Here is a 22472-nt window from a genome sequence, read left to right as displayed (position 1 = left end):
GGGGTTGAAAGCGCTCCCTCTCAGAACTGTCTCTTCCGACTATTGCGACTATTGCGACTATTGTGACTATTGCGACTATTGATAAAAGCCTGTGATAAAAGCCTGACACCAGTTGCCAGGTGTGGGCACAACGTTCAAAAAATTACTTGATCAGCCTAAAAAGATTGAAGCACCCCAAACGGCTTCTTGCATAGATGGGTCAATAGATGGGTAAACAGTTAAAGCGTTGCCAGATGAACCCAGCCAAGGCTAACCCGCCCAACTGGCGCAGAGTAATTATGGCGATCGCCCCAAACTCAACCGAGTTCGAGAATCCTTGCCTTGGGTCAGCGCTTTGGGTCAGCAAGTGGGGTTCAATCGTTCAGACGTTCAAGCGTCAGAGTTCAAGCGTCAACAGAGAAACACAGGAAAGCGATTGCCCAGGGTATTCGGCAGTTCCAATGCCGATACAACAGCTCAGGTGTTAATTACGGGTGTATTTTCAGGATGCAGCGAAAAATTAACATTCGCCGGTGCAGCGGGGTCTAGATTAATGGTTCTCAGCATCTGATCTGAAATCGCCCTCAGCACAAAGGGTGGCACTTCAGCGACATCATCCGATTTGGTTAGGCTCAAGAGCTTCGATATGCCCTCTTGAACTTGAGCGCGATCAATGGCGATGCCTCGCAGAATCAGATCCAGAGACTTCATGATCTCTAGGCTGGCGTGGGGGTCTTTGCGGCTGGCGTAGGGGTTGAAGGCGCTAACCAACTGAGGGGCGATCGCTCCGTCCTGGCGCAGAACCTCGGTCAACAAAACCGCCGTGGAAGTCGCAACTGCCTGCTCCAGCGGCACAGCCACAAGCTGATTGACATGTCCAGCATTGCCCCGCTCATAGCGATAGCCCTTTAGCTCGGCATCGGCCGCTTCACTCAATACCTGATCCATCCACGCATTGATGCTCATATCAGCGCGAGCGGCGGCCAGGGAAATCTTCTTATGGGTTGCCGATGAGGTGCGAAACGCAATGTTGCCTTTGAACGGTTTTTCGGGTTCCTGCCCCGTTCGCTCCATCAAACTCAAATACTGATCAACCGCATCGTGAAAATTGCGCTTAACGTCCTTTATTTCCTTTGCCTGAAAAACGATAGCATCTCGCAAATCTAAAACTGTTCCATGAAGGACTTCAGCTTCAGGGTCGTAATCTACTTTTGCGGTGTAGCCTCGGTAATTCAGCAAAGTACTCATAACATTACTCGTTCGTGCGGGGAGGTTGTATGCCTGACGCGATCAGGAATCGACGGACTTCGATCACCATCAATGGGGCGAGGCAGGGCTGATGGTCTAGCCGATGGAAGATTGCGTTGGCTCGGCGTGTTTCACACCAGACTTGAATCCATTGACCGTCGTTGCCACCGTTTTGAAACAGCTTCGCTCCGCATACGCGAAGCAAATCCAAAACCTTCTCCCAAGAAATATCAGGCCGAGGGGGGTTCTCAAAAATTGCCTGATACGTCTGCTGATGGTCGTCACTGGCCGTCATGAAGATGCACTCTGGAACCGCAAACCCAGTCCTATTGGCCGGAGCGAAACCTCTGGCGGATGGATTTCAGAATTTTCCATATCCTACCCTGGATATCCGGTTGGGGCTTAGAGAAATCGACCCGCTCCAGACCTAGAGTAGCGGAAATCATCGTCCTGACAAAGCTTGCTCAAATATTCAGCCAGCCGGATCGCTTCCAGAACAACAGCCAAAAACGGGCTGCGGAACATCTAAGACATTCTTTGAGAGGGCGGTTGTAGAGCCTGTTTTACGCTATCAAGATAAGCTATCAATGTCAAGGCGATCGCCCGTCTTTTGCTGGATCTTCAGCAGAGAGGGCGATCGCCCCGTTTTATGCCTAGTTTTCATGAAGATTTCTAACTAGATTCGCAAAAAACTTTGCCCAGAATTTTTCTTGCATATTTTTTGATACCAGATTACGATATCAGCAAGTCAATATCAAAAATTGATATCTAGATTCGGGATACCGGAATAGGCCGCTTCCAACGGCTGACACGATGTAGAACATCCGTCTACGCCGCACAGTGTGCTGCGCCCGTTTTGCATTCCAGACCTCCATCAATTCTCGATTTTGGATTTGCGATTTTGGATTTGCGATTCTGGATCGCCAGCTAAAGCGTCTGCGGGGCTTCCAGCCATTTCATGCGTAGCTCTGCTTCAGAGAGTGGATACCACTCACAATCCAGCGAACCCAGCGAATGACCCAGCGAACTCCACACAACACCATGACCTGCCCAATGCTGAATTACGAAAATCACATGGAAGTGCGGCTCGTGAAAGACAAGGAGCCGCCACCCCCCTCCAATGACGCTGGAAAGACTGTGGTAACCATCACCACGATTTCAATTGCCGCAAGTTTGGCGCTGAAAGTGATGCTGCCAGACATCAACATCAACCCGGCGATCGCCCTTGCCGATCCCATGCCACCCGCAGAAGAATTTTCCGCTGACTGGCCCAACCATCCGCCGCCGTCTGTGGGTGGCCCCTCCACCTCCACGCTGGCACCAGACCCAAGCTATGGCTACGGACGCGGCTTCTTTCAAATCGTTGAGTGCGGCACAGTCTATCCGGCAGCAGCAAACTTTCGAGCCTATCCGGGGCTGGCAAACCACGGCATTCGAGGTGTCGTGCCGCATGAGGAATGGGTGCTGCTGACAGGATTGGTGAGCTATGCCGACGGTATTCTCTGGCATCAAGTGGTGAATCAGTCTCGCCTCTGGCCATCCTTCGCGCCAGGAGCCTTCAACCAGCTTGATAGAAATCAGTTGGGCTGGGTAGCGGGCTGCTTTGTTTAGCTGTTCTGTCTAGCTGCTCAGTCTAACTGCTCTGCCTAGCTGCTCTGCCTAGCTGCCCTGCCTAGCTGCTCCGTCTAACTGCTCTGCCTAGCTGCCCTGCCTAGCTGCTCCGTCTAACTGCCCTGTCTAGCTAGTCGATTGAGCCACATTCCAGGAGCCGAAGTTCGCTAGGATCGGCTTGTCCCGTCTCCGCCTGATTACACCCCTGGATCGACCGTGTGCCTCATCGCTATCTACCTCATCGCTATCTATTGTTTTACAAACCCTACGACGTGCTGACCCAGTTTGGTCAGCCCAGCGAACTGCCCGACCCCGCGCCAGCCTATCGCACGCTCAAGGACTACATTCCGGTTCCAGGGGTGTATCCGGTGGGTCGGCTAGATCGAGACAGCGAAGGACTGCTGTTGCTCACCAGCGACGGGCGCTTGCAGCATGTTTTAACAGACCCTAAGTTTCAGCATCCTCGCACCTACTGGGTGCAGGTCGAGCGATCGCCCGATGAGGCTGCCTTGCAACAACTGCGTCAGGGGGTAGTGATTCAAAACTACCGGACGCGCCCGGCCAAGGCTCGAATCTTGTCCCAGGAGCCAGAGTTGCCGCCGCGCGATCCGCCGATTCGCTTCCGCAAGACCGTGCCGACGGCGTGGCTAGAGCTAACGTTGACGGAGGGGCGCAATCGCCAGGTGCGTCGAATGACGGCAGCAGTGGGGTTTCCGACGCTGCGACTGGTGCGAGTGGCGATCGCCCATCTGCGGTTGGACGGGTTGCAGCCAGGCCAGTGGCGCGATCTCACACCTGACGAATTGGCTGAATTGGAAAGATTGTCTCCAAGATCGCGCCCACGCCCGTAGAGTTGGGGGTGCGGGTCGAGAATGGATCGTGTAACCTTTTAGTCAAGCGGCCGATTCGTCAGGTCACAAAAGCCGAGTCAGGTCGCCGAAGCCAGCTTCAACGGCATCAGAGTTATTCAGTAGAGTTATTCAGTAGAGTTACCAGTCCGGCTTGCCGCCTACGGGAGTGAAGGAAGTTCCCCCATGCTTGTTTGTCCTCAGTGCGAATTCGAGAATCCCGACAGTAACAAGTTTTGTCAGCAGTGTGGGGCTTCCCTCCAGGAAATCGCCTGCCCTGCCTGCGGGTCGTCGGTGCCCTTTGATGTGGAGCTTTGCCCGACCTGCGGCGCAACGGCGGGAACGTCCTGGCGAGCCATTATTGCTGCCGTTGATGCAGCCGTCGGCTGGCCGCTCGTGTTGCCCGCCCTGCCCTACCTGGATCTGCAACATCGCTATCGGCTGCTGGAGGCGCTGTCTGCAACTTCGCTCTCTTTGGTGGGGGCTGAGGTGCGCGTGCTGGACTGCCAGCCGTTTCGCCTGTCGCCGCTGGAGATGCTCTATAGCCAGAACCCCGATGCACCGGATACGGGGCTGGCACGGAGTGATGAAGCGATCGCCCAGAGCAGCAAGAACACCATTCCGGCGATCGCCCAGACTTATCTAGATTTGCAACAGCAGCTCTATCCGTCTCTGCCCCATATTCATGATGCCTGGGAGAAGGATGGGCAAATTGTGGTGCTGTTGGAAGACAGGAGCAGCCTACCTTCCTTGGCAGAACTGGGCGCGTCGGAGGTGCTGCCTCCGTTCCAGATTCTCCATCTGCTCCACCAGATGACGGAACTGTGGAACGCACTGCAACCCGTGGGCTATGCCCAGAGCTTGCTAGAACTCAATAACCTGAAGGTCGATGAAGATCAGTTGCTCTATCTTCAGCGGCTTTATCAGGATAAACCCGACGCGCCCCCCCAACTCCGCGATCTGGGCCGCGTTTGGAAGCTGCTGTTGCAGCAACAGCCCAGCCACGAAAATCTGAATCCCCTAGTGCAGGTCTGTCAGGATTTGGAACTAGGCACAATCGCTACAGTGGATGTGTTGCAGCACTGCCTCAGCATGATTGCGGATCTGTTGCAGGGAGGGGAGGAATTGCCTGATGCAGGGGCGATCGCCCTCGATGCGACTACAGAGGCGATCGCCCTCGATAAGCCTGAAGCGGCTGACGAAACGGCCCCTGATTTGCAAGCAGACGATATACAGGCAGAAGATACGGTCGTGCTTCCCCCCGCGCTTTCCGCAAAGGACACCGCGCCGGCCGACGCTGCATCTGCCAATCATCCCAATCGCCCCCTCAATCCAACAGCGGTATTGCTCGGTGGGGTTACCGCCAGCCTCCTCGACACAGCCCCTCCGAAGTCAGCCACAGACGAACCCATCACCGGTGAGCTAGTCCCGTCCGAACTGACTACGGGCGAACCAGTTACAGACGAACCCATCACCGCAGAACTCGTTGCGTCGGAACCCGCCGCAGACCCCGCCGCAATGGAAGCGGAACCCATCACCGCAGAATCTGCTGCTGCCAACCCTGCGCCGGCTCAGGCGACTAACTCAGAAGCTTTGGCGATGTCTGATTCGGCGGAGACAGAAACAACGGAGATTCTTTTTCCCACGGTGTCGCGGATGGCGGACATCAGCGTGTCGTCCAGCCCCACCCGCCTGGAGTTGGGCAGCCCCGACGAAGACAGCGAAACCGAAGGCGACGACCTGCCAACGGTGGTGCTGCCGATGAAGCTGATTGGGCTGGAAGATGCAGGACGGAGCGACATTGGCCGCCAGCGAGAACACAACGAAGACTATTACGCCATCCAGGTGGACGTGAAAAAGCTGGAAAGCCAGAACGGGCGATCGCTCAAGGCGAAAGGGCTATACATTCTCTGCGATGGCATGGGTGGCCACGCCAGCGGCGAGGTGGCTAGCGCTCTGGCCGCCAGTACGCTCCAGCAGTATTTTCAAGATCACTGGAAAGATGGACTGCCCAATGAGGCAACCATTCGAGATGGCATTTTGCTGGCAAACAAGGCGATTTACACCCTGAACCAGGAAAATGCCAGTTCGGGCAGCGGTCGCATGGGCACAACTTTGGTACTGGCGCTCATCCAGGACACCGAAGCGGCGATCGCCCATGTGGGAGACAGTCGCCTCTATCGCTACAGTCGCCGTCGCGGGCTGGAGCAACTGACGGTGGATCACGAGGTGGGGCAGCGAGAGATTCAGCGGGGCGTGGAGCCTGCGATCGCCTATGGTCGCCCCGATGCCTATCAGCTAACCCAAGCCCTCGGCCCGCGAGACGAGCATTTCGTCAATCCCGATGTGCAGTTTGTCGAACTGACTGAGGATTTGCTGCTGCTGCTGTGTTCCGACGGGCTGACCGATAATGACCTGCTGGAAACCCATGTCGAGAGCCACCTTGACCCAATGCTCGACGGGCAGGTGAGCCTAGACAACGGTGTGAACATGCTCATCGACCTGGCAAATCAGCATAATGGCCACGACAACATTACGGCGATCGCCATCCACGCCCGCGTGCGTCCAAATCTAGACCTGATGAAGCGCGGATAGGCGATCGCAATCTGGCTGCAATTCAATCTTCGTCCCAGGATTCCACAGCAAGCAAGTCGGCTACGGGATCTCGCATGGAAAAGTCGAAGTCCTCCAGTTCGCGCTTCCAGTAGGCCCACTCGTCGCCATAGAGCAGCGCAATCTTCCAGAGGCGATCGCTCGGCTTCAAAATATCTGAATCCACGAGCGATTTCACCTGCCGCTGAAATTTCACCATCGGATGCAAATCCGGGCTAACAACACGGTTCACCATAATTAACTTGTTAAATTTCCTCTAGGGTAAAAGTTATCCTGACCTCGCAGAGCGCTCCCTCAGTAGCGTGGAGTCTAGCAGCGCGGAGCCACAGCCGCACCCAGCGGTTCAATTCAATCAGCCGATGCTCAATCGGCCGCACTTGGGTAACAGATCAACTCAAACTCAGCCAGCAACTTATCTGTCGAAACACATCCTAGCTCATCCCTTCAGTCTTGCATCTCAAAATCCCGGATGCAGGCGGCAATATTCATTTCTTCTATGGGTCTATAGAGAATCAATTAGGAACCCTTGTTTTCAGACGCTCCACAATCCTCTGATTGGGTGAAGTCACTCCTCGGCGGCAAAAGCCGAAAGCCCTCAGCGATCGCATTGGGAAGATTGACGATGTTTCTCTGGCAGGGATTTGGGGTCATCCCTATTAGGCGATCTTGGCACTCCTGCTGGCGTTTCAGAGGGGATAGTCCACCTGTTTGGTGAATTCGTAAGGGCCCATCAGCGCTCCCCAAAGCGCCTGGCCGGTGTCTGGGTCAACACCTTTGTCGTAGCTGCGAAAGCGGCCTGGGCTGGCTTCAAACCCCAGCACAACCTGGCGCGTTTCGCCGTTGTATTGAAAACAGCAGCGATCGCCCTCGATGGGTTCTGCGGCCACCCCGTCTCCCTGAGGCCGCAGCCGTAGCCGACAGCCTGGTAGGGGCTGCAAGTCGTCTAGCGCCAGGTCAGACAGTAGCTCCGGTCGTGCGCCCGCGCCCCGAAACCGATCCGGCTGGCGAAAGGCCCAGTATTGCACGGTATGTTGCACGGTGGGATTGCCGTCGTCCCCACCGCCCGCATCGGTGTTCCCGTCGTCATTCTCCTGCAAGACCAGCACCCGCTGTCGGTAGGGGTTTTGCAAATACAGCGCGTTGGCCTGTTCTGCAAACAGCGCAAGGCATCCATTTATCCGAATGGGCAGGGGGCGGTGCCATAGCCGCAGGTGAACAAACCAGGCCGGCTGGTCGAGCGACTGGGCGCGATTGTCAAACTCGCCCGCAAGCCACTGGGCCAGAGTGGGCAAATCCAGAACTAGAGGCATGTTGAAAGGTGAGAGCGGGTTTAGAACTGGGGAACGTCAGATGATTCTGATTGGATTATTCTTCAGGATTTTCCAAGCGCTTGGGACGCTGATCAGCCAGGGGGTCTAGCTCTGGCAGGGGAATCGGTTCGGCAAGAGGGGGAGCAGCGTGGGGCGATCGCACTTCGGGTTCCAGCGGTTCTGCCAACTCGATAGTCTTTTGTACGGTTATCTGCTGTACAGTCTTTTGCACTTCGACTTCGGGCTGTTCTGGTGCAGCCAACTCCTTCTGCGGCGCTTTTAGATCAAGCGGCAGGGCGATCGGCTGCGGCTTCTCGATCCAGTAGCTGGCCAGAGGAAGGGTTTCTTCCAAGTCATCCAGCGGGCGCGGAATCACCATCACGGCGTGCAGTTCGCCAATCCGCTCGGCTTCGTGCATCCCGGCTTCTACAGCCATTGCCACATCCGCCACGCGCCCGCGAATAATTGCCGTACACAGCCCGTCGCCAATCGTTTCGCACGCCGCAAGCTGTACCTCGGCCGCCTTCAGCATGGCATCGGCTGCGCCCACCATTGCCGGATAGCCGCGTGTTTCCAGAAGCCCCACAGCCTGCTTGCTGAGGCGGCTATAGCCCCGGTCGGAGAGAAACTTTGCCAGCCGACTGCCGATGGGTAGTACGGCTTCGAGGTTGGGCGAGGGGCGGGCAATGATGGTTTTAGAAATAAACTGGTCGAACCGTCGCGCTGTTTCTTCGCCCACATCTACGGCAATGCGGACATCGGAAATGCCGCCCCGCACGACGGCAGTGCAATAGCCGCTGCCTGTTTTTTCATAGCCAATCAGCGTCACGCCGGAGGACTTCAGCATCATATCAGCCGTGCCCACAATGGCGGGAAAGCTGCGCGTGCAAACTAGCCCCAAAGCGCTGTCTCCAAAGTCTCGCCGGGGCGGGGTCGTTCCAACCTGAAGTTTGCCGGATGCGTCCATAGGGTTTGATGCTCAGATTGGCGATCGCCCTCTCAGCTTAACACTACGCCCTCGGCTTGGCGGTCTTTTGGCTTGCACTGCCCAACTTGCGTTAGACACTGGCGCAAGTTCTGCATGATTTCTGTACAAGATTGAACTAATCTGCACAAGATTGAAATAATCTGCACAAGATTGAACTACATGATTCAGCCAGCATCAGACGGCGAAGCGCCATCTGTCTCCGCTTGCCGATAGGGAAACATGGTTGCTAGAAGCTGCTGAAGTGCCTCTCGTCCGTAGACCGGGGGTGTGGACAGACTAATCGGCGCAGTGGTCGAGAGTCCGCCCACAGAGCGATGGTCACTCAGCACATCAGGCCCCGGCCCAGCAGCAGACGTGGAAGGTGGAGCAGGCAGCGGCGTGGATGGAAGTATGGATGGAATCGCACCGCTGGAGTCTGGCATCGCAGAGGCGAGTGGGGTATCCAGGTTAACCCGACGGCTCGTGTCTCCCAGCAACGCCCTAGGGGGAACCATTTCGCCAGGGGCGATCGCCGGATTCAGAATCGTCGCCTCAGCACCGATGCAAGCCGTCGCGCCGATGTGTCCCGCCCCAATGATTAGCGCCCGTGAACCGATCGTCGCGCCTGCCTCGATCGTCAGCGGGCCGCCGTGAGCGTGCAAGATAGCCCCCGCCGCAACGCTAACCCCTGCCCGAATTGCGATCTGACTGCCAGGATCAGCCTGGAGCAAAACCCCAGGGGCGATCGCCGCACCGGGTTCAATCACCACATCGCCATTTGTCAGCCCAGGGCTGCCCTCAACTGACGATAGCGGTGACCTCTGCATTGCCCTAAAGGTGTATAAACCAATCTGTCGTTAAACCTGATCCCACCCGATCAACAAGTCGCAGCGCCACCGAGCCGCGCCGCAGCCTGTGATCGCGACCCATAACGGCAACCTAGATAGTGCCTGTCTCGAGTGTTCACATAGAGCAGCTACACAGTTCACATAGAGTAGCTACACAATGTGGCTAGAGGGTCTATGGACGCTGAATGATCGTCTCTGCAACCCGTCGCTTGGACTGAGTATCGACTCCATAAACCCGGACATACTGCCCCTGGTTGTCTCCCAGGCAGCGCTCCAAAGCCGCCAGCACGTCCGCTTCGCGACTAGACTCGATCGGCGAGCAGCTTTCCCAAGAGCTAGTCTGGAAACGGCGTTTGTCGGCGTGTTCTACGGCAACCTTGTAGCCCTGAGCCAGCAGGTGGCGAACCTGATCGACGACTTCAGGGCTAAGGCGCTGGCTCGAAGCAGCAGAGCTATGGCCTGCGTTGAAGCTGCTGGCGGCGGGCTGCTGATAGGATGAGCCACTGCTGCTGTAGCTGGGGGCAGGAGCGCTGCCGTTTTGCCCATTGCCAGGACGCTGCACGATCAGTTCTCCAACCCGCTGCTTGAGCTTGGGATCAATGCCAAACAGCCGGACATACTCACCCGAATGCTCTGCTAGACAGGCTTGCAGTGCTGAAATCGCCTCAGAATCGCGGGTTGCCAGGATGGGAGCGCAGGTATGCCAGGAACTCGTTTGAAAGCGGCGCTTGTCGGCGTGTTCGGTGCCAATTTTCAGGCCACGAGACAGCAGCCCACGAACATGTTCCACCACTTCCGCCGACAGTCCAGACGAGTTTGTGCTGCCATAGGACGCAGCAGGCTTGCTATAGCTTTGGCCAGTGTAGCTTTGGCTGGAATAGCTGGCAGCACTGGTCGATGCGCCGTTTCCGTTGGTGCGATCGCCCGGCCGCTGCACGATCAGTTCCCCGACGCGCCGCTTGGAGTGAGTATCGATGCCAAACAGCCGCACGTATTCGCCGCTATGCTCGGTCAGGCAGGCTTGTAGCGCCGCCAGCACATCTGCCTCGCGGGAAGACTGGATGGGCGCACAGCTATGCCAGGAACTGGTTTGGAATCGGCGAGTATCCGCATGTTCGGTGCCAATTCGATAGCCCTGGGCTAGCAAGTGGCGCACCTGTTCGACAACTTCTGGAGTTAATTGAGTATTCAGCATCTCAGGATTTTGGCTGGAACGATAGGACGACTCGGCAGCGCGATCGCTCGGCTGCTGAAGGCGGGCTGATTCGGAGCGGGCCGGAGAACCAGCGCCCCCACCACCAGACCGCATTGCGTCGTTGAAACCAACGACTTGGGAAGCAAACTCGATATCAACCGACTGAACCTCTGGCAAGCGGTCGGCCTGCTGCTGGGTGGTGATGATCGACCCGGAGGGAACATACCGACCCGGCGGAATTTCCACATCCTGGATGAGCGCATGCATCATAACAATGCAGCCCTCGCCGATGCGGGCGTTGAACACCGTAGACCGAAAGCCGATAAAGCAGCGATCGCCCACATAGGCCGGCCCGTGAATCAGCGCCATGTGGGTAATAGAAACGTCTTGACCAATCCAGACTGAGTAGGGCTGCTGATCATCCCCCAGCACGCGCCCTTGCGGCAACCCGTGAACGATCGCCCCCTCCTGAACGCTGCTGCCCGAACCGACATAAAAGGGTGCGCCCTCCTCCGCTCGGATAGAAGCGCCCGGTGAGATTAGCACGTTTGCACCAATCTGCACATCTCCCATCACTGTCGAAAAGGAGTGAACGTATGCAGTCTCATGAATCTTAGGCTGCGTTACCCCTTTTGCCCAGGGTGTAGCAGCAACGGAGCTTTGAGCAACCATGACCACAGCTCTCCTGACCCAGCAACAAAACTCGAACCGTGACCGGCAATATTAACAGGCCGATCAACCCGTAAAACCGGCCGACACAGATCGAGCAAGGTCAATCCAAACCTTTCACCACCCTCACAGCCCGATCGACCCCGATCAGCCGTAAACCGAGAGCCTGAAACACATGGTCAGGCTCCCGGTTTCCCACAGCACTCAACGGGCGATCGCCCTCACCACTCTAGAATCGGAACGCTAGAACTCAGAACTCTAGAATCGGAACCACTGTTGGATAGCCCTCTTAGACAACCATCGACAATCACCGATCCTGATCCCGCTTGCGATAAAGCATGAGATTCTCCACGCTCACAGTATCAATGATGCCAATCACTAGGGCATCCAGGGGACGAGACTCTCCGCCAGGGGTCTGACGCGCAGCACTGCCTCGACTAACCAAGACCCATTCATCTAGCCCGGCCCCTACGCTGTCTGCCGCCACTTCATAGTCTGCCAAGAGGTTTCCCTCCACATCGACAAACTGCAACAACAGAAACTTGACCCCCTGCAAACTAGGCTCTTTTTGAGTGCTAACGACCGTACCGCAAACCTTGGCAATCTGCATCTAGCGGCTACTACGGACGGTTGACGGGGCGAATCCCGCTGACGCTTTCCCGGAAGGCTTCAACGGCTTCGGTATAGCGAATCGGCAGCACGTACTCCAGGTTTTCATGAGGACGAGCAATAATGTGAGTGGACAGCACTTGTCCGCCGTTGACTCGCTTCACGTTTTCAATCCCAGCCGCCACGGAAGCTTGCACTTCGGACACGTCGCCCCGGACAATCACGGTCACCCGCCCACTGCCGATTTTCTCATAGCCAACTAGCGTCACCCGTGCTGCTTTCACCATCGCGTCCGCCGCTTCGACCACGGCAGGAAAGCCCAGAGTTTCTACCATTCCAACTGCAATTGCCATCGTTTTCTCCCTTCCAAAAAACGGTACTCAAACAAAACTACAACCTGCGATCGCCATTCATCGCCACTCGCAGCCTGGGCCAGCAAACTCGTCCAAAACCCTTATTCACCAGCCCAACACCGTCAATCTGTCTGCAACTGTTAATTATGACAAGTTATGTGCAACTAAGTAACAGCCAGCAGCGACCTAGATATTAAGAACTCTGCTTCAACCTTCCATCAGTCTTGCAGAATGGACTTAAGCGACCATAGGTGTGGGAAATGATGCAAGCGATAACGCTTTGTCTCAGCTATACAAGCTGTAGCTAGCCAACCCAGCAACCATCATCTTCAGCGTGCTTCAAGCCAGAACAACCGTGCAACGTGGGCATAGAACAAACACTTTGGAGCTTCCAACAGGAACCCCCGAGAAGATCCAGCCACAGTCAACAGCCTGTACGGCTTCAAATCCTTAGATAAAGTGCTGAAATGTAGCTTCAGCCAATATCACAATATGTCCAAAAAATCTCTAGATGAGCAAACAAACTCGGCATTTGCATCACAAGAAATAGATTGGAAAAGCACGACGGAATTCCCATTGTCAGAATACAAGGGGGTTGGACGCTTTGGCAATATAAACCAAGGTAATTGTTTTTATGGTCTATATAACTCAGCGTTATATCCGTTGGCAACCTGCTCCTCAACAGGCTTGACCCAAGAACAGAGCGCAAAGGCTTGTAGTGTAATGCGTGGTGTGAGCAAAGCTGCACAAAGCTGCACATAGAACCGCACACATAGAACCGCACATTCCGTGCATTGTGGCAATACCTACAAAAAATATCTGACAAACTATCTGACAAATATCTGTGAACAATACTAAGGACAGGCACATATACCGAAAAGTGCTGGTTCGGAAGTTGCCAGCCCCTTGAACCTTTAACTCCTTATCCCGTAATGGCCCCTGTATTCTATGAGGAAAGCGAGAGCCAACGTTTTTTTCTAGAAAAACAGTTTGTAAACCTTGAGGGAATTTAATATTTTGTGTTTTTTTGATTGAGAATCAACACAATAATTTACATTTCAACGTTGTCAATCGTATGAAACCAGAGGGGCAACAAGTTGTTTGCTTTTTATAAGCGTTTGCGGCGGTAATGCTATAGTCCTTATTACAAAAACTTTGTGTAGCGGCGATCGCACGTTCTAGAGAAAAGTGCGATCGCCTTTTTAGCACCAAGTCAACTTAGCACCAAGTCAACAGCACGTCGCAACCCGCCAGCATCCAGGAAAATCCTCGGTTCGCTTGATCTGGCATTAACAGCGATGCGAGAATCGCTCAAGTTGCTCAAATAGTTTGCTCAAGTAGTTTTAGACCAATGGGTTCAAGCTGGTTCAAACCTTGGCTAAGACTACTATGGTTTGGACAATGGCACGAACCTACTAGCCTCACGGTTTGGATTCGTCTGAAATTAGTCAGGCCTATAGGGTTCGCTGCGGTAGAGTAGCCTCAGGCTCGCAAGGGAAACGTTTGAGCCACTATGGCATGTCTACGAGTTGACAAGAGACAGCCCAAAATATTGGCACCTATTTGGCACCTATCTTGGTACATGTAACGCGCGTAGGGGATGGTATCGATGGTTCAGTTTCTAATTGAAACCAGTTGGTGGGTACCAGGCTATGGGCTGTTGGGGGCGCTGTTGACGTTGCCTTGGTCTGTGGGGGCGGTGCGGCGAACGGGTCCCCGGCCAGCGGCCTATTTCAATATTTTGATGACGCTGCTGGCCCTGGTTCACTGTGGGCTGCTGCTGTGGGCAGTTTGGGATATGCCGCCCCAGTATGAGCCGCTACCCTGGCTGTCGGTGCTAGATCTAGACATTACCCTATCGCTAGAGCTATCCCGAATCAGCGTTGGCGCAGCACTGATTATTACGGTCTTGAGCCTGATGGCCCAGGTGTTTGCCCTGGGATACCTAGAGAAAGACTGGGCGCTGGCCCGGTTCTACGCGCTGATGGGCTTTTTTGAGGGAGCCATGAGTGGACTGGTGCTGAGCAACTCGCTGTTCCTCAGCTATGCCCTGCTGGAGATGCTGACGCTTTCGACCTATTTGCTTGTGGGATTTTGGTATGCTCAACCGCTGGTGGTCACGGCGGCTCGCGATGCTTTCTTGACCAAGCGCGTGGGCGATGTGCTGCTGCTGATGGGCGTGGTTGCGGTGGGTCTCCTGGCGGGCGATTTAGACTTTCCCTATCTGGAAGCCTGGGCTGAAACAGCGAATTTGTCGCCGCTGGTGGCAAATCTGGTGGGTCTGGCCCTGATTGCGGGCCCGGTCGGCAAGTGTGCCCAGTTTCCTTTGAACCTGTGGCTGGATGAGGCAATGGAGGGGCCAAACCCGGCTTCGATCCTGCGGAACTCGGTGGTGGTGGCCTGCGGAGCCTACGTGCTGATTCGGATGCAGCCGATCGTGGCGCTGTCGCCTGTGGCGCTGACGACCCTAATGGTGCTGGGGACGGTGACGGCGGTCGGGGCTTCGCTGGTGGCGATCGCCCAAATCGACATCAAACGCGCCCTTTCCCACACCACGAGCGCTTACCTGGGTCTGGTGTTTTTGGCCGTAGGGCTACAGCAGCATGACACTGCACTTCTGCTGCTGCTAACCCACGGAATTGCCAAAGCACTGCTGTTTATGTGTACTGGCTCAGTGATTCTGACCACCAGCACTCAAGATCTTCGAGAAATGGGGGCGCTGGGGTCGCGGATGCCTGCAACCGCTAGCGCTTTTATTATCGGGGCGCTGGGGTCTGTGGGGCTGGTGCCGCTGGGCTGCTTTTGGGCGATGTATCAGTGGGCGCTGCCGGTGTGGCGGTCTTCGCCAGGTTTGCTGGCGGTGCTGCTGATCGTCAACGGTCTGACGGCTTTTGGGCTAACGAGAGTGTTTGGTTTGGTCTTTTGTGGTGAGGTGAAGCCCAAAACGCGACGCGCTCCTGAAGCACCCTGGCCGATTGCAGTGCCGATGGTATCGGTGGCGATCGCCACGCTGCTTGTGCCCGTCATGCTCCACAACTGGGGGCTGCTGCCCGACTGGAGAGACATGAATCTGGCGATCGCCGGGGCGCTATTTGCCTCCAGCATCACCGGTTGTGGGCTGGGTGTTTTCTTTTACCTGGGATCTCGCCCCCTGCCGCAGCCAGGAGGACTGGGCTGGAAATCGCTCCAGGATTTCCTGGCCCACGATTTTCGGATTGAGCAGCTTTACAAGCTGACGGTCGTGTTTGCTGTGGCTCAGGGGTCGCGGCTCACGGCTTGGTTTGACCGATACGTGGTAGACGGCATGGTGAATCTCCTTGGCGTTGCATCGCTGATTGGTGGCGAGAGCCTGAAATACACCGTCTCAGGACGCGCCAGACACTACCTGCTGACCGTGTTTATCGGGGTCATTTTGGGCATCGCCTGGCTGGGCTGGATGTTTTAAATCGCTGTTGCTGAATTCAAAACGCCCGTCGCCAAAACGTCTAAAAGAAAAAGCTGTCATCCGAGCGTTTTAACCAAACTTTTCATTCAAACCCTCTACCCAAACCCTCGCCCAAGCATCCAACCCTTTCGATTCGCCATGCTGAGTGTTCTAATCTGGTTTCCGGTCATTGGTGCGCTGATCATCAGCCTCTTGCCCCAAGCGCAGGCAGCAGATCGGGGTCGCCAAGTGGCGCTGGTGTTTGCAACGATGGTTCTGGCGTGGACTGGGGTGCTGGTCAGCCAGTTTGACACCAGTGCGGCTGGATTTCAGTTTCAGGAATCGCTGACGTGGATTGAGCAGCTTGGGCTGAGCTACAAGCTGGGGATGGATGGGCTGTCGCTGCCGCTGCTGGTGCTGAATAGCCTGCTGGTGTGGCTGGCGATTTACAGTACCGATGCGAATTTGAACCGTCCTCGGCTCTGGTACTGCCTGATGCTGCTGCTAGAAGCGGGCGTGGCGGGGGCGTTTTTGTCAGAAAATCTGCTGCTGTTCTTCCTGTTCTACGAGGTGGAACTGATTCCGCTTTATCTGATGGTGGCAATTTGGGGTGGTGCGCGGCGGGGCTATGCGGCAACCAAATTTCTGATTTACACTGCCCTGTCTGGAATCCTGATTTTGGCTGCTTTCTTCGGACTGGCGCTGCTCAGCGGGACGGGCAGCTTTGACTATGCGGTGCTGCAAAACCCGGCGCTGCCGATTGCTACTCAGTTGGTGCTGCTGATTACGCTGCTGATTGGCTTTGGCATCAAGATTCCAATTGTGCCGCTGCATACCTGGCTGCCAGATACCCACGTCGAAGCGCCAACGCCAGCCTCGGTGCTGCTGGCGGGTGTGCTGCTGAAGCTGGGAACCTACGGAATTGTGCGCTTTGGGCTGGGGCTATTTCCTGAAACCTGGCAAATCGTCGCACCGTGGCTGGCCTGGTTGGCGGTGGTGAATGTGCTGTATGGCTCCTTTGTGGCGATCGCCCAGACCGACATGAAGAAAATCGTCGCCTACAGTTCCGTCGGGCACATGGGCTATATCCTGTTAGCCGCCGCCGCCGCCACGCCGTTGAGCATCGCTGGGGCGATCGCCCAAATGGTTAGCCACGGGCTGATTTCCGCGCTGCTGTTTTTCCTGGTGGGCGTGGTCTATGCCAAAACCGGGACGCGGGATGTGACGGTGCTGCGGGGCCTGCTGACCCCAGAGCGAGGTCTACCGCTGGTGGGTTCCCTGATGATTGCTGGGGTCATGGCCAGCGCGGGCATTCCTGGCATGGTGGGCTTTATTGCTGAGTACATCATCTACCGCAGCAGCCTGCTGGTCTTCCCCATCCAGACTTTGCTGTGTATGCTCGGCGTTGGGCTAACAGCCGTGTACTTCCTGAATTTGATTAACCGCGTCTTCTTTGGACGGCTGCCGGATGCCCTAGCGAACCTGCCGGCCATCTACTGGAAAGACCGCATTCCTTCGATTGTGGTCGTCGTTTTGGTCATCTTCCTGGGGCTTCAGCCCAACTGGATGACCCGCTGGAGTGAACTCACCTCCCTGTCGCTAGGCACGCTAGACGACCGGGCGATCGCCGCTGCACTGGCCCCCCGCCCGCTCCGCCGAAGCGTTGAGTAATTTTTGAGTCATTTGCTTGAACGTCCTTAACGATTCAGGGATCACGAAAGATTCAGAGATCACGCAGCTTACGCAACCATCCCACCACCCCACACCCACCCCCTTGCTCTATAAGATCCTGAAGCTCCTGCTATGCTAACCGCACCTTCTCCCGCCGCCCATCCCCTTGCCTACATCGTGGACCGGATTGAATCTGGCGGTGCGCTGCTGCCCGACACCCCGGAAAACGTCGTGGAAGTGGTGGGCATTCTCAAGAGCTATGGCGTGGTGCTGGATGCCTACTGGCGCAACCTGATTTACATTTCAGAGCATCAGTTTTTGGTGCTGTTTCCGTTTTTCAAATATTTCAACGGCGAAATCACAACGGCCAAGCTGCTGCGCCACTGGTGGCACGACCGAATTAACTACGAATTTGCCGAATATTGCATGAAAGGCATGTTCTGGCACGGTGGCGGCGGGCTGGATGCATTTCTCGACACGCCAGAGTTTGTGAACCTGGCGAAAACGGCGATTCGCGCCAAGGTCAAGTCCAATCCGCTGATGAGCGGTCTCAATCAGTTGTTTCCCGACTTCCTGGTAGAACAGGTGCGGTTGCTTTGCTACTACAGCGGGCTGGGGCAGTTTTGGCGGGTCATGAGTCCGATGTTCCTCAAGCTTTCAGATCGCTACGACCGGGGAGAAATCAAGACAATCGCCGATGTTGTGGCGCATGTCAAGCAGGGCTTAGTCGATGCAGCCGCACTGCCGATCACCTATGCGGTCAACATTGACGGAAAATCCTACGACCTGCTACCAGCCTCCGCTGGATTGACCTTTTTGCCCGATACCGCGCTGCCCTATGTGGAAGCGGTGTTTCTCCGGTCGTTTCCCTTCTTTGGCACGGTGTCTTACAACGCCCAGGCGCACCAAATTTCAGCCAACCAGGCAGACTTTAACTATGGGGCGCTGTTTGCCGATCCGCTGCCCATTGGGGGTGGAGGCATTCCGCCCACGCTGCTGATGCAGGATATGCGCCATTTTCTGCCTGATTACTTGCACAAAATTTATCAGCAAGGACTGCGCGGCGAAGATGACCTGCGGGTGAAGATCTGTCTCAGCTTCCAAAAATCGATGTTTTGCGTGACGACGGCAGCTATTTTGGGCACGCTACCGCATCCGCTAGATACAACCGATCTCGCTCAGAAACAGGCCAACCGGGCCTATCTCGAAGCCTGGGTGGAGCGCCTGTCGCCCTCGCGTTTGCCGCGCGTGCAGGAATAGGGCGTGGCAGGAGAGCTAAAGGAGGGCTAAAAGAGAACTAAAAAAAAAGAGCGATCGCCCGCTTGAAACGATCGCTCTTTTCGTTAAGTGCTCTTGACCTCCGACCCTAAGTCTGGCTCCCAGAAGCTACACCAGCAGCGTAACACCTGGGAATGTTCCAACTAAGTCGTCGAACTAAGTCGTCGAACTAAGTCGTCGGAACTTAGTAGTCGAAGTCGCCGCCCATGCCGCCGCCAGCGCCAGCGCCAGCCGCTTCCTTAGGTTCAGGCTTGTCAACCACGATGCACTCGGTCGTCAGCACCATGCCCGCGATCGAAGCCGCGTTTTGCAGGGCAGAACGGGTCACCTTCGCAGGGTCAACGATGCCCGCAGAGAACATATCCACGAACTCGTCGGTGGCAGCGTTGTAGCCCACGTTGAAGTCCTTCTCCTTCACACGCTCAGCAATCACCGCGCCGTTCTGACCTGCGTTTTCGGCAATCCGCTTCAGTGGCGCAGACAGGGCACGAGCCACGATCAGCGCACCCGTCAGCTCTTCCGCCGTCAGGTTGCTCTTAGCCCACTCCTCCAGTTGGGGAGCCAGGTGAGCCAGCGTGGTGCCGCCGCCAGGGACGATACCCTCTTCCACCGCAGCTTTGGTTGCGTTGATGGCATCTTCCAGGCGCAGCTTGCGATCCTTCATTTCGGTTTCGGTCGCAGCACCGACCTTGACTACGGCAACACCGCCGGAGAGCTTGGCCAGGCGCTCCTGCAGCTTCTCTTTGTCGTAGGAAGAATCAGTTTCTTCGATCTGACGACGAATTTGCTCGCAGCGAGCCTTGACCTGAGCCTCGTTGCCCTCGGCAACGATGGTCGTGGTGTCTTTGGTGATGGTGACACGGCGAGCCTTACCCAGGCTTTCCAGCTTCACGCTGTCCAGCTTCAGACCCGCATCTTCGGTGATCACCTGGCCACCCGTCAGCACGGCGATGTCTTCCAGCATGGCCTTGCGGCGATCGCCAAAACCAGGAGCCTTGACCGCAGCCACATTCAGCACACCCCGCAGGCGGTTGACCACCAGAGTTGCCAGAGCTTCTTTCTCGATGTCCTCAGCAATGATCAGCAGCGGACGACCGGCGCGGGCTACTTGCTCCAGCACGGGCACCAGGTCTTGCACCAGGGTAATCTTCTTGTCGGTCAGCAGGATAAACGGCTCATCCAGGATGGCCTCCATGCGCTCGGTGTCGGTGGCAAAGTAGGGCGAGATATAGCCCTTGTCGAAGCGCATCCCTTCGGTGACTTCCAGTTCGGTCGTCATGGACTTGCCTTCTTCCAGCGAGATCACGCCCTCGCGACCCACTTTGTCCATCGCTTCGGCAATCATCGCGCCGACTTCTTCGTCATTGCCCGCCGAGATAGAGCCAACCTGGGCGATCGCCTTGGAGTCTTCCACCGGACGAGCATGTTCTGCAATCTTGTCTACCAGGAACGCAGAAGCCTTGTCGATACCGCGCTTCAGCGAGATCGCATTGGCCCCCGCCGCCACGTTCCGCAGACCTTCCTTCACCATTGCATGGGCCAGCACGGTCGCAGTGGTCGTTCCGTCGCCCGCAGCGTCGTTGGTCTTGGATGCGGCCTGACGGATGAGAGAAACGCCCGTGTTTTCGATATGGTCTTCTAGCTCAATCTCTTTGGCAATGGTCACACCATCGTTGACAATTTGAGGTGCGCCAAACTTCTTCTCTAGCACCACGTTCCGACCTTTGGGGCCGAGGGTGACTGCGACGGCTTCTGCCAGAATATCGATGCCCTTTTCCAGAGCGCGACGTGCGTTTTCGTTGTAAATGATGCGCTTAGCCATAGTTTCGATTTTGGATTTGCAATTGAGAATTTACAGTTGAACAGATTCGATTTCGGGCTAGGCCTCGGAACACATGCGGCTTGCAACCGCAGCCGTCTGTCCAAAACCCAAAATCCAAAATTTAGGAAACGATCGCCAGAATGTCTTTCTCGCTCAGCAGCACGTACTCTTCGCCGCCCAGCTTGATGTCGGTGCCTGCGTACTTGGAGTACAGCACTTTGTCACCCACCTTTACTTCCAGCTCTTGGCGGGTGCCATCGTCGTTACGCTTGCCGGGGCCCACCTGCGCCACTTCGCCGACTTGAGGTTTTTCCTTAGCGGTGTCGGGCAGAAAAATGCCGCCTGCGGTCTTTTCTTCAGAAGCGCTGACCTTCACAAACACGCGATCGCCCAATGGCTTAACGGTGGAAACACTCAAGGACACAGCAGCCATACGTATAGTCTCTCCAGACGATAAAGTTGCAGTTAGGTTGAAAGAATCTTGCTCAATTGCTAGCTTGCTTGACCAGACAGACCTGCTGCGAGGACGTTGCCCTTGACGCGCTCCGCATTCCCGTTCATATTGAAAGGCTGAACCGGACACTTGTCAGAGCGATCGCCCATCGGGAAGCAGCCCCATAAACCCAGCAGAAGCAGTCTGCCCCATGCCAATCTGCAATTGAGCCGTTGCTATCGAGTCGAGAACTTAGCACTCTCAACTCCTGAGTGCTAATTTACCTGGCAGGTGGGCCAATCTGCAACTTTTTGGGGTGTACGGGTTCCCGAACTAGTGCATCTAGGAGTGGAGTGTACGTTTAGGCGAAGCTGAAACCCCTTGTAAAACCTCAATCCAGGCTTGGTAAGCAGGCTTGGGCTGCAAGTTTTCGTCATAAAGACAGGGATCGGATAGGGGCGAAGCGTTTCTTTCGCTGGGCAATTCTAGCCAGGAATAGCGATCGCTCAATCCCCACACGTTGATCGTAGTCACGCCTGCTTCTAGCGCTGCTTCCAGCACGCGCCGATAGAGCCGGGCCTGCTTGCGAAAACGCTGTGTCTGGCTACCCGCAACGCTACGCAGGTCTACATCCAGTTCTGTGATATGCACAGGCAGTTCATAGGCCCGCATCGTCTGAACCAGATCGGCTTTGCGATAGCGGGTCGAACCGCCCAGGTGCATCTGGAGTCCGACCGCATCAATCAAGCCCAACGCTTTGAGCCGCTTCACAATCTGCTGGGTGTTTTCGGTATTTGCCCCGCTGGTGGTTTCATTGTTGTAGTCGTTGTAAATCAGGGTTGCAGTGGGATCAACCGCACGAGCCGTCGCAAACGCAATTTCCACATAGTCTGGGCCAATCTTGCGCTGAAAGAAGTCTCGTGGATGCTCCCCGGTTTCCAGTGCCTCATTGACAACCACCCACTCATGGATTTTCCCCTTGAAGTGAGTCATGACCGTGGTGATATGCTGCTGCAAAATCTCGATGTATTGTTCGCGGGTAAAGCGCCCCCGACGCAGCCAATCCGGAATGAGGCGAAACTGAGGATAGACCAGCGCGTGACCATAAAGCTGAATTTGCGCCCGCCTGGCCCAATTCACCTGCCGATCCTGACGTTGGAAGTTATACACACCGCGCTGGGTGCTGTCGGCGCTCCAATAGGTTTCTAGCGTGCCATAGTTAAACTGCTGGGCAGCCAGCCGTCGCCAGCGCCGGTCATCCCATCCCCCTAGCTCAGTGCCAATTCGTAACTGGCGTGTGGCTCCTAAGCCTCGCAACGTCACTACTGCTGATGCTTTGGATTCGACCATTTGCGCCGTCTGAAACAGGTGCGCCGTCGCCAATCGCCTTGGAGGGGAGCTACTGTTCAGGTCTTTCATGGGCAGTTCTTTCATGGGCAGGTCTTGCAACCGGGGGCCAGTCCAGATTTCAGATAATCTGCCAGCGGCGTTGGGATGACTCGTGCGTATGGGGTTTGTGGAGGCTACGGTTCCTGAGTGCCGTTTTTGGCGGTGCAGTCCCCGTTCCAGGATGGAACTTCGTAACGGAAACTGT

Annotated in this window: 17 protein-coding genes; 6 read left to right on the top strand and 11 right to left on the bottom strand. The window is 55.9% G+C overall.

The genetic code is table 11. The features are described 5' to 3' along the window. Nucleotides 1-456: 456 nt before the first annotated feature. On the bottom strand, nt 457-1227 hold the full coding sequence (locus tag HNI00_RS03925; RefSeq protein ID WP_316790857.1) for a type II toxin-antitoxin system HicB family antitoxin: 771 nt from the start codon (nt 1225-1227) through the stop codon (nt 457-459). 1014 nt (nt 1228-2241) lie between these two features. On the opposite strand from HNI00_RS03925, the gene HNI00_RS03920 reads away from it, so the two are divergent. From HNI00_RS03920 to HNI00_RS03910, 3 genes are all read left to right on the top strand, one after another. After that, nucleotides 2242-2838, top strand: a complete 597-nt coding sequence (locus HNI00_RS03920; protein WP_316790855.1) for a hypothetical protein — start codon at nt 2242-2244, stop codon at nt 2836-2838. 218 nt (nt 2839-3056) lie between these two features. Next, nucleotides 3057-3689: a pseudouridine synthase gene (locus tag HNI00_RS03915; RefSeq protein WP_316790854.1), complete on the top strand. Its 633-nt coding sequence runs from the start codon at nt 3057-3059 to the stop codon at nt 3687-3689. Nucleotides 3690-3872: 183 nt separating this feature from the next. Continuing rightward, nucleotides 3873-6281 carry a serine/threonine phosphatase gene (locus HNI00_RS03910; protein ID WP_316790852.1) on the top strand — a complete coding sequence of 803 codons (2409 nt, stop codon included), beginning with the start codon at nt 3873-3875 and terminating at the stop codon, nt 6279-6281. Nucleotides 6282-6303: 22 nt separating this feature from the next. Here HNI00_RS03910 and HNI00_RS03905 read toward each other — a convergent pair whose 3' ends face one another. From HNI00_RS03905 to HNI00_RS03875, 7 genes are all read right to left on the bottom strand, one after another. After that, nucleotides 6304-6534 carry a DUF4327 family protein gene (locus tag HNI00_RS03905; RefSeq protein ID WP_172358075.1) on the bottom strand — a complete coding sequence of 77 codons (231 nt, stop codon included), beginning with the start codon at nt 6532-6534 and terminating at the stop codon, nt 6304-6306. Between the two features lie 451 nt (nt 6535-6985). Next, nucleotides 6986-7609: a chromophore lyase CpcT/CpeT gene (locus tag HNI00_RS03900; protein ID WP_316790850.1), complete on the bottom strand. Its 624-nt coding sequence runs from the start codon at nt 7607-7609 to the stop codon at nt 6986-6988. Nucleotides 7610-7664: 55 nt separating this feature from the next. After that, entirely contained in the window at nt 7665-8576 is a 912-nt protein-coding gene (locus tag HNI00_RS03895) for a beta-carboxysome assembly protein CcmO (protein ID WP_316790848.1), read from the bottom strand. A gap of 185 nt (nt 8577-8761) precedes the next feature. Further along, nucleotides 8762-9403 carry a beta-carboxysome scaffolding protein CcmN gene (locus tag HNI00_RS03890; protein WP_316790846.1) on the bottom strand — a complete coding sequence of 214 codons (642 nt, stop codon included), beginning with the start codon at nt 9401-9403 and terminating at the stop codon, nt 8762-8764. Nucleotides 9404-9596: 193 nt separating this feature from the next. Further along, nucleotides 9597-11291, bottom strand: coding sequence for a beta-carboxysome scaffolding protein CcmM (locus HNI00_RS03885; RefSeq protein ID WP_474769321.1), 1695 nt, complete (start codon nt 11289-11291; stop codon nt 9597-9599). A 304-nt stretch (nt 11292-11595) separates the two neighbouring features. Beyond that, nucleotides 11596-11898: a beta-carboxysome shell vertex protein CcmL gene (locus HNI00_RS03880; protein WP_068507758.1), complete on the bottom strand. Its 303-nt coding sequence runs from the start codon at nt 11896-11898 to the stop codon at nt 11596-11598. Between the two features lie 10 nt (nt 11899-11908). After that, nucleotides 11909-12250, bottom strand: coding sequence for a carbon dioxide-concentrating mechanism protein CcmK (locus HNI00_RS03875; protein WP_068507759.1), 342 nt, complete (start codon nt 12248-12250; stop codon nt 11909-11911). 1609 nt (nt 12251-13859) lie between these two features. On the opposite strand from HNI00_RS03875, the gene HNI00_RS03870 reads away from it, so the two are divergent. From HNI00_RS03870 to HNI00_RS03860, 3 genes are all read left to right on the top strand, one after another. Beyond that, nucleotides 13860-15695, top strand: coding sequence for an NAD(P)H-quinone oxidoreductase subunit F (locus HNI00_RS03870; RefSeq protein ID WP_316790841.1), 1836 nt, complete (start codon nt 13860-13862; stop codon nt 15693-15695). 138 nt (nt 15696-15833) lie between these two features. After that, complete coding sequence (locus HNI00_RS03865) at nt 15834-17345, top strand: NADH-quinone oxidoreductase subunit M (protein WP_316790839.1); 1512 nt, start codon at nt 15834-15836, stop codon at nt 17343-17345. A 132-nt stretch (nt 17346-17477) separates the two neighbouring features. Continuing rightward, the gene (locus HNI00_RS03860) at nt 17478-18605 is read left to right on the top strand and encodes a CO2 hydration protein (RefSeq protein WP_316790838.1); all 1128 of its coding nucleotides are present in this window, start codon (nt 17478-17480) and stop codon (nt 18603-18605) included. Between the two features lie 202 nt (nt 18606-18807). Here HNI00_RS03860 and groL read toward each other — a convergent pair whose 3' ends face one another. The 3 genes from groL to HNI00_RS03845 form a co-directional block, all read right to left on the bottom strand. Next, a complete protein-coding gene (gene groL, locus HNI00_RS03855; RefSeq protein ID WP_172356365.1) occupies nt 18808-20445 on the bottom strand; it encodes a chaperonin GroEL in 1638 nt (545 codons plus the stop codon). 121 nt (nt 20446-20566) lie between these two features. Continuing rightward, complete coding sequence (gene groES / locus HNI00_RS03850; protein WP_172356367.1) at nt 20567-20878, bottom strand: co-chaperone GroES; 312 nt, start codon at nt 20876-20878, stop codon at nt 20567-20569. Nucleotides 20879-21220: 342 nt separating this feature from the next. Continuing rightward, nucleotides 21221-22312, bottom strand: coding sequence for an endo-1,4-beta-xylanase (locus tag HNI00_RS03845; protein ID WP_316790835.1), 1092 nt, complete (start codon nt 22310-22312; stop codon nt 21221-21223). Nucleotides 22313-22472: the final 160 nt, after the last annotated feature.

Origin of the sequence: Thermoleptolyngbya oregonensis NK1-22, from assembly GCF_032705245.1 — a bacterium.
GTDB classification, from domain to species: Bacteria; Cyanobacteriota; Cyanobacteriia; order Elainellales; family Elainellaceae; genus Thermoleptolyngbya; species Thermoleptolyngbya sichuanensis.
Note: the sequence above shows the minus strand (reverse complement) of the source record. Positions and strands in the feature narration are given on the sequence as shown.

Bases quoted from the DNA above. Each gene is read 5' to 3' on its own strand.
- groL (WP_172356365.1), bottom strand. From the start codon at position 20,445: ATGGCTAAGCGCATCATTTACAACGAAAACGCACGTCGCGCTCTGGAA.
- HNI00_RS03905 (WP_172358075.1), bottom strand. From the start codon at position 6,534: ATGGTGAACCGTGTTGTTAGCCCGGATTTGCATCCGATGGTGAAATTT.
- HNI00_RS03890 (WP_316790846.1), bottom strand. From the start codon at position 9,403: ATGCAGAGGTCACCGCTATCGTCAGTTGAGGGCAGCCCTGGGCTGACA.
- HNI00_RS03880 (WP_068507758.1), bottom strand. From the start codon at position 11,898: ATGCAGATTGCCAAGGTTTGCGGTACGGTCGTTAGCACTCAAAAAGAG.
- HNI00_RS03875 (WP_068507759.1), bottom strand. From the start codon at position 12,250: ATGGCAATTGCAGTTGGAATGGTAGAAACTCTGGGCTTTCCTGCCGTG.
- HNI00_RS03925 (WP_316790857.1), bottom strand. From the start codon at position 1,227: ATGAGTACTTTGCTGAATTACCGAGGCTACACCGCAAAAGTAGATTAC.
- groES (WP_172356367.1), bottom strand. From the start codon at position 20,878: ATGGCTGCTGTGTCCTTGAGTGTTTCCACCGTTAAGCCATTGGGCGAT.
- HNI00_RS03860 (WP_316790838.1), top strand. From the start codon at position 17,478: ATGCTAACCGCACCTTCTCCCGCCGCCCATCCCCTTGCCTACATCGTG.
- HNI00_RS03920 (WP_316790855.1), top strand. From the start codon at position 2,242: ATGACCCAGCGAACTCCACACAACACCATGACCTGCCCAATGCTGAAT.
- HNI00_RS03910 (WP_316790852.1), top strand. From the start codon at position 3,873: ATGCTTGTTTGTCCTCAGTGCGAATTCGAGAATCCCGACAGTAACAAG.
- HNI00_RS03885 (WP_474769321.1), bottom strand. From the start codon at position 11,291: ATGGTTGCTCAAAGCTCCGTTGCTGCTACACCCTGGGCAAAAGGGGTA.
- HNI00_RS03895 (WP_316790848.1), bottom strand. From the start codon at position 8,576: ATGGACGCATCCGGCAAACTTCAGGTTGGAACGACCCCGCCCCGGCGA.
- HNI00_RS03900 (WP_316790850.1), bottom strand. From the start codon at position 7,609: ATGCCTCTAGTTCTGGATTTGCCCACTCTGGCCCAGTGGCTTGCGGGC.
- HNI00_RS03845 (WP_316790835.1), bottom strand. From the start codon at position 22,312: ATGAAAGAACTGCCCATGAAAGACCTGAACAGTAGCTCCCCTCCAAGG.
- HNI00_RS03870 (WP_316790841.1), top strand. From the start codon at position 13,860: ATGGTTCAGTTTCTAATTGAAACCAGTTGGTGGGTACCAGGCTATGGG.
- HNI00_RS03865 (WP_316790839.1), top strand. From the start codon at position 15,834: ATGCTGAGTGTTCTAATCTGGTTTCCGGTCATTGGTGCGCTGATCATC.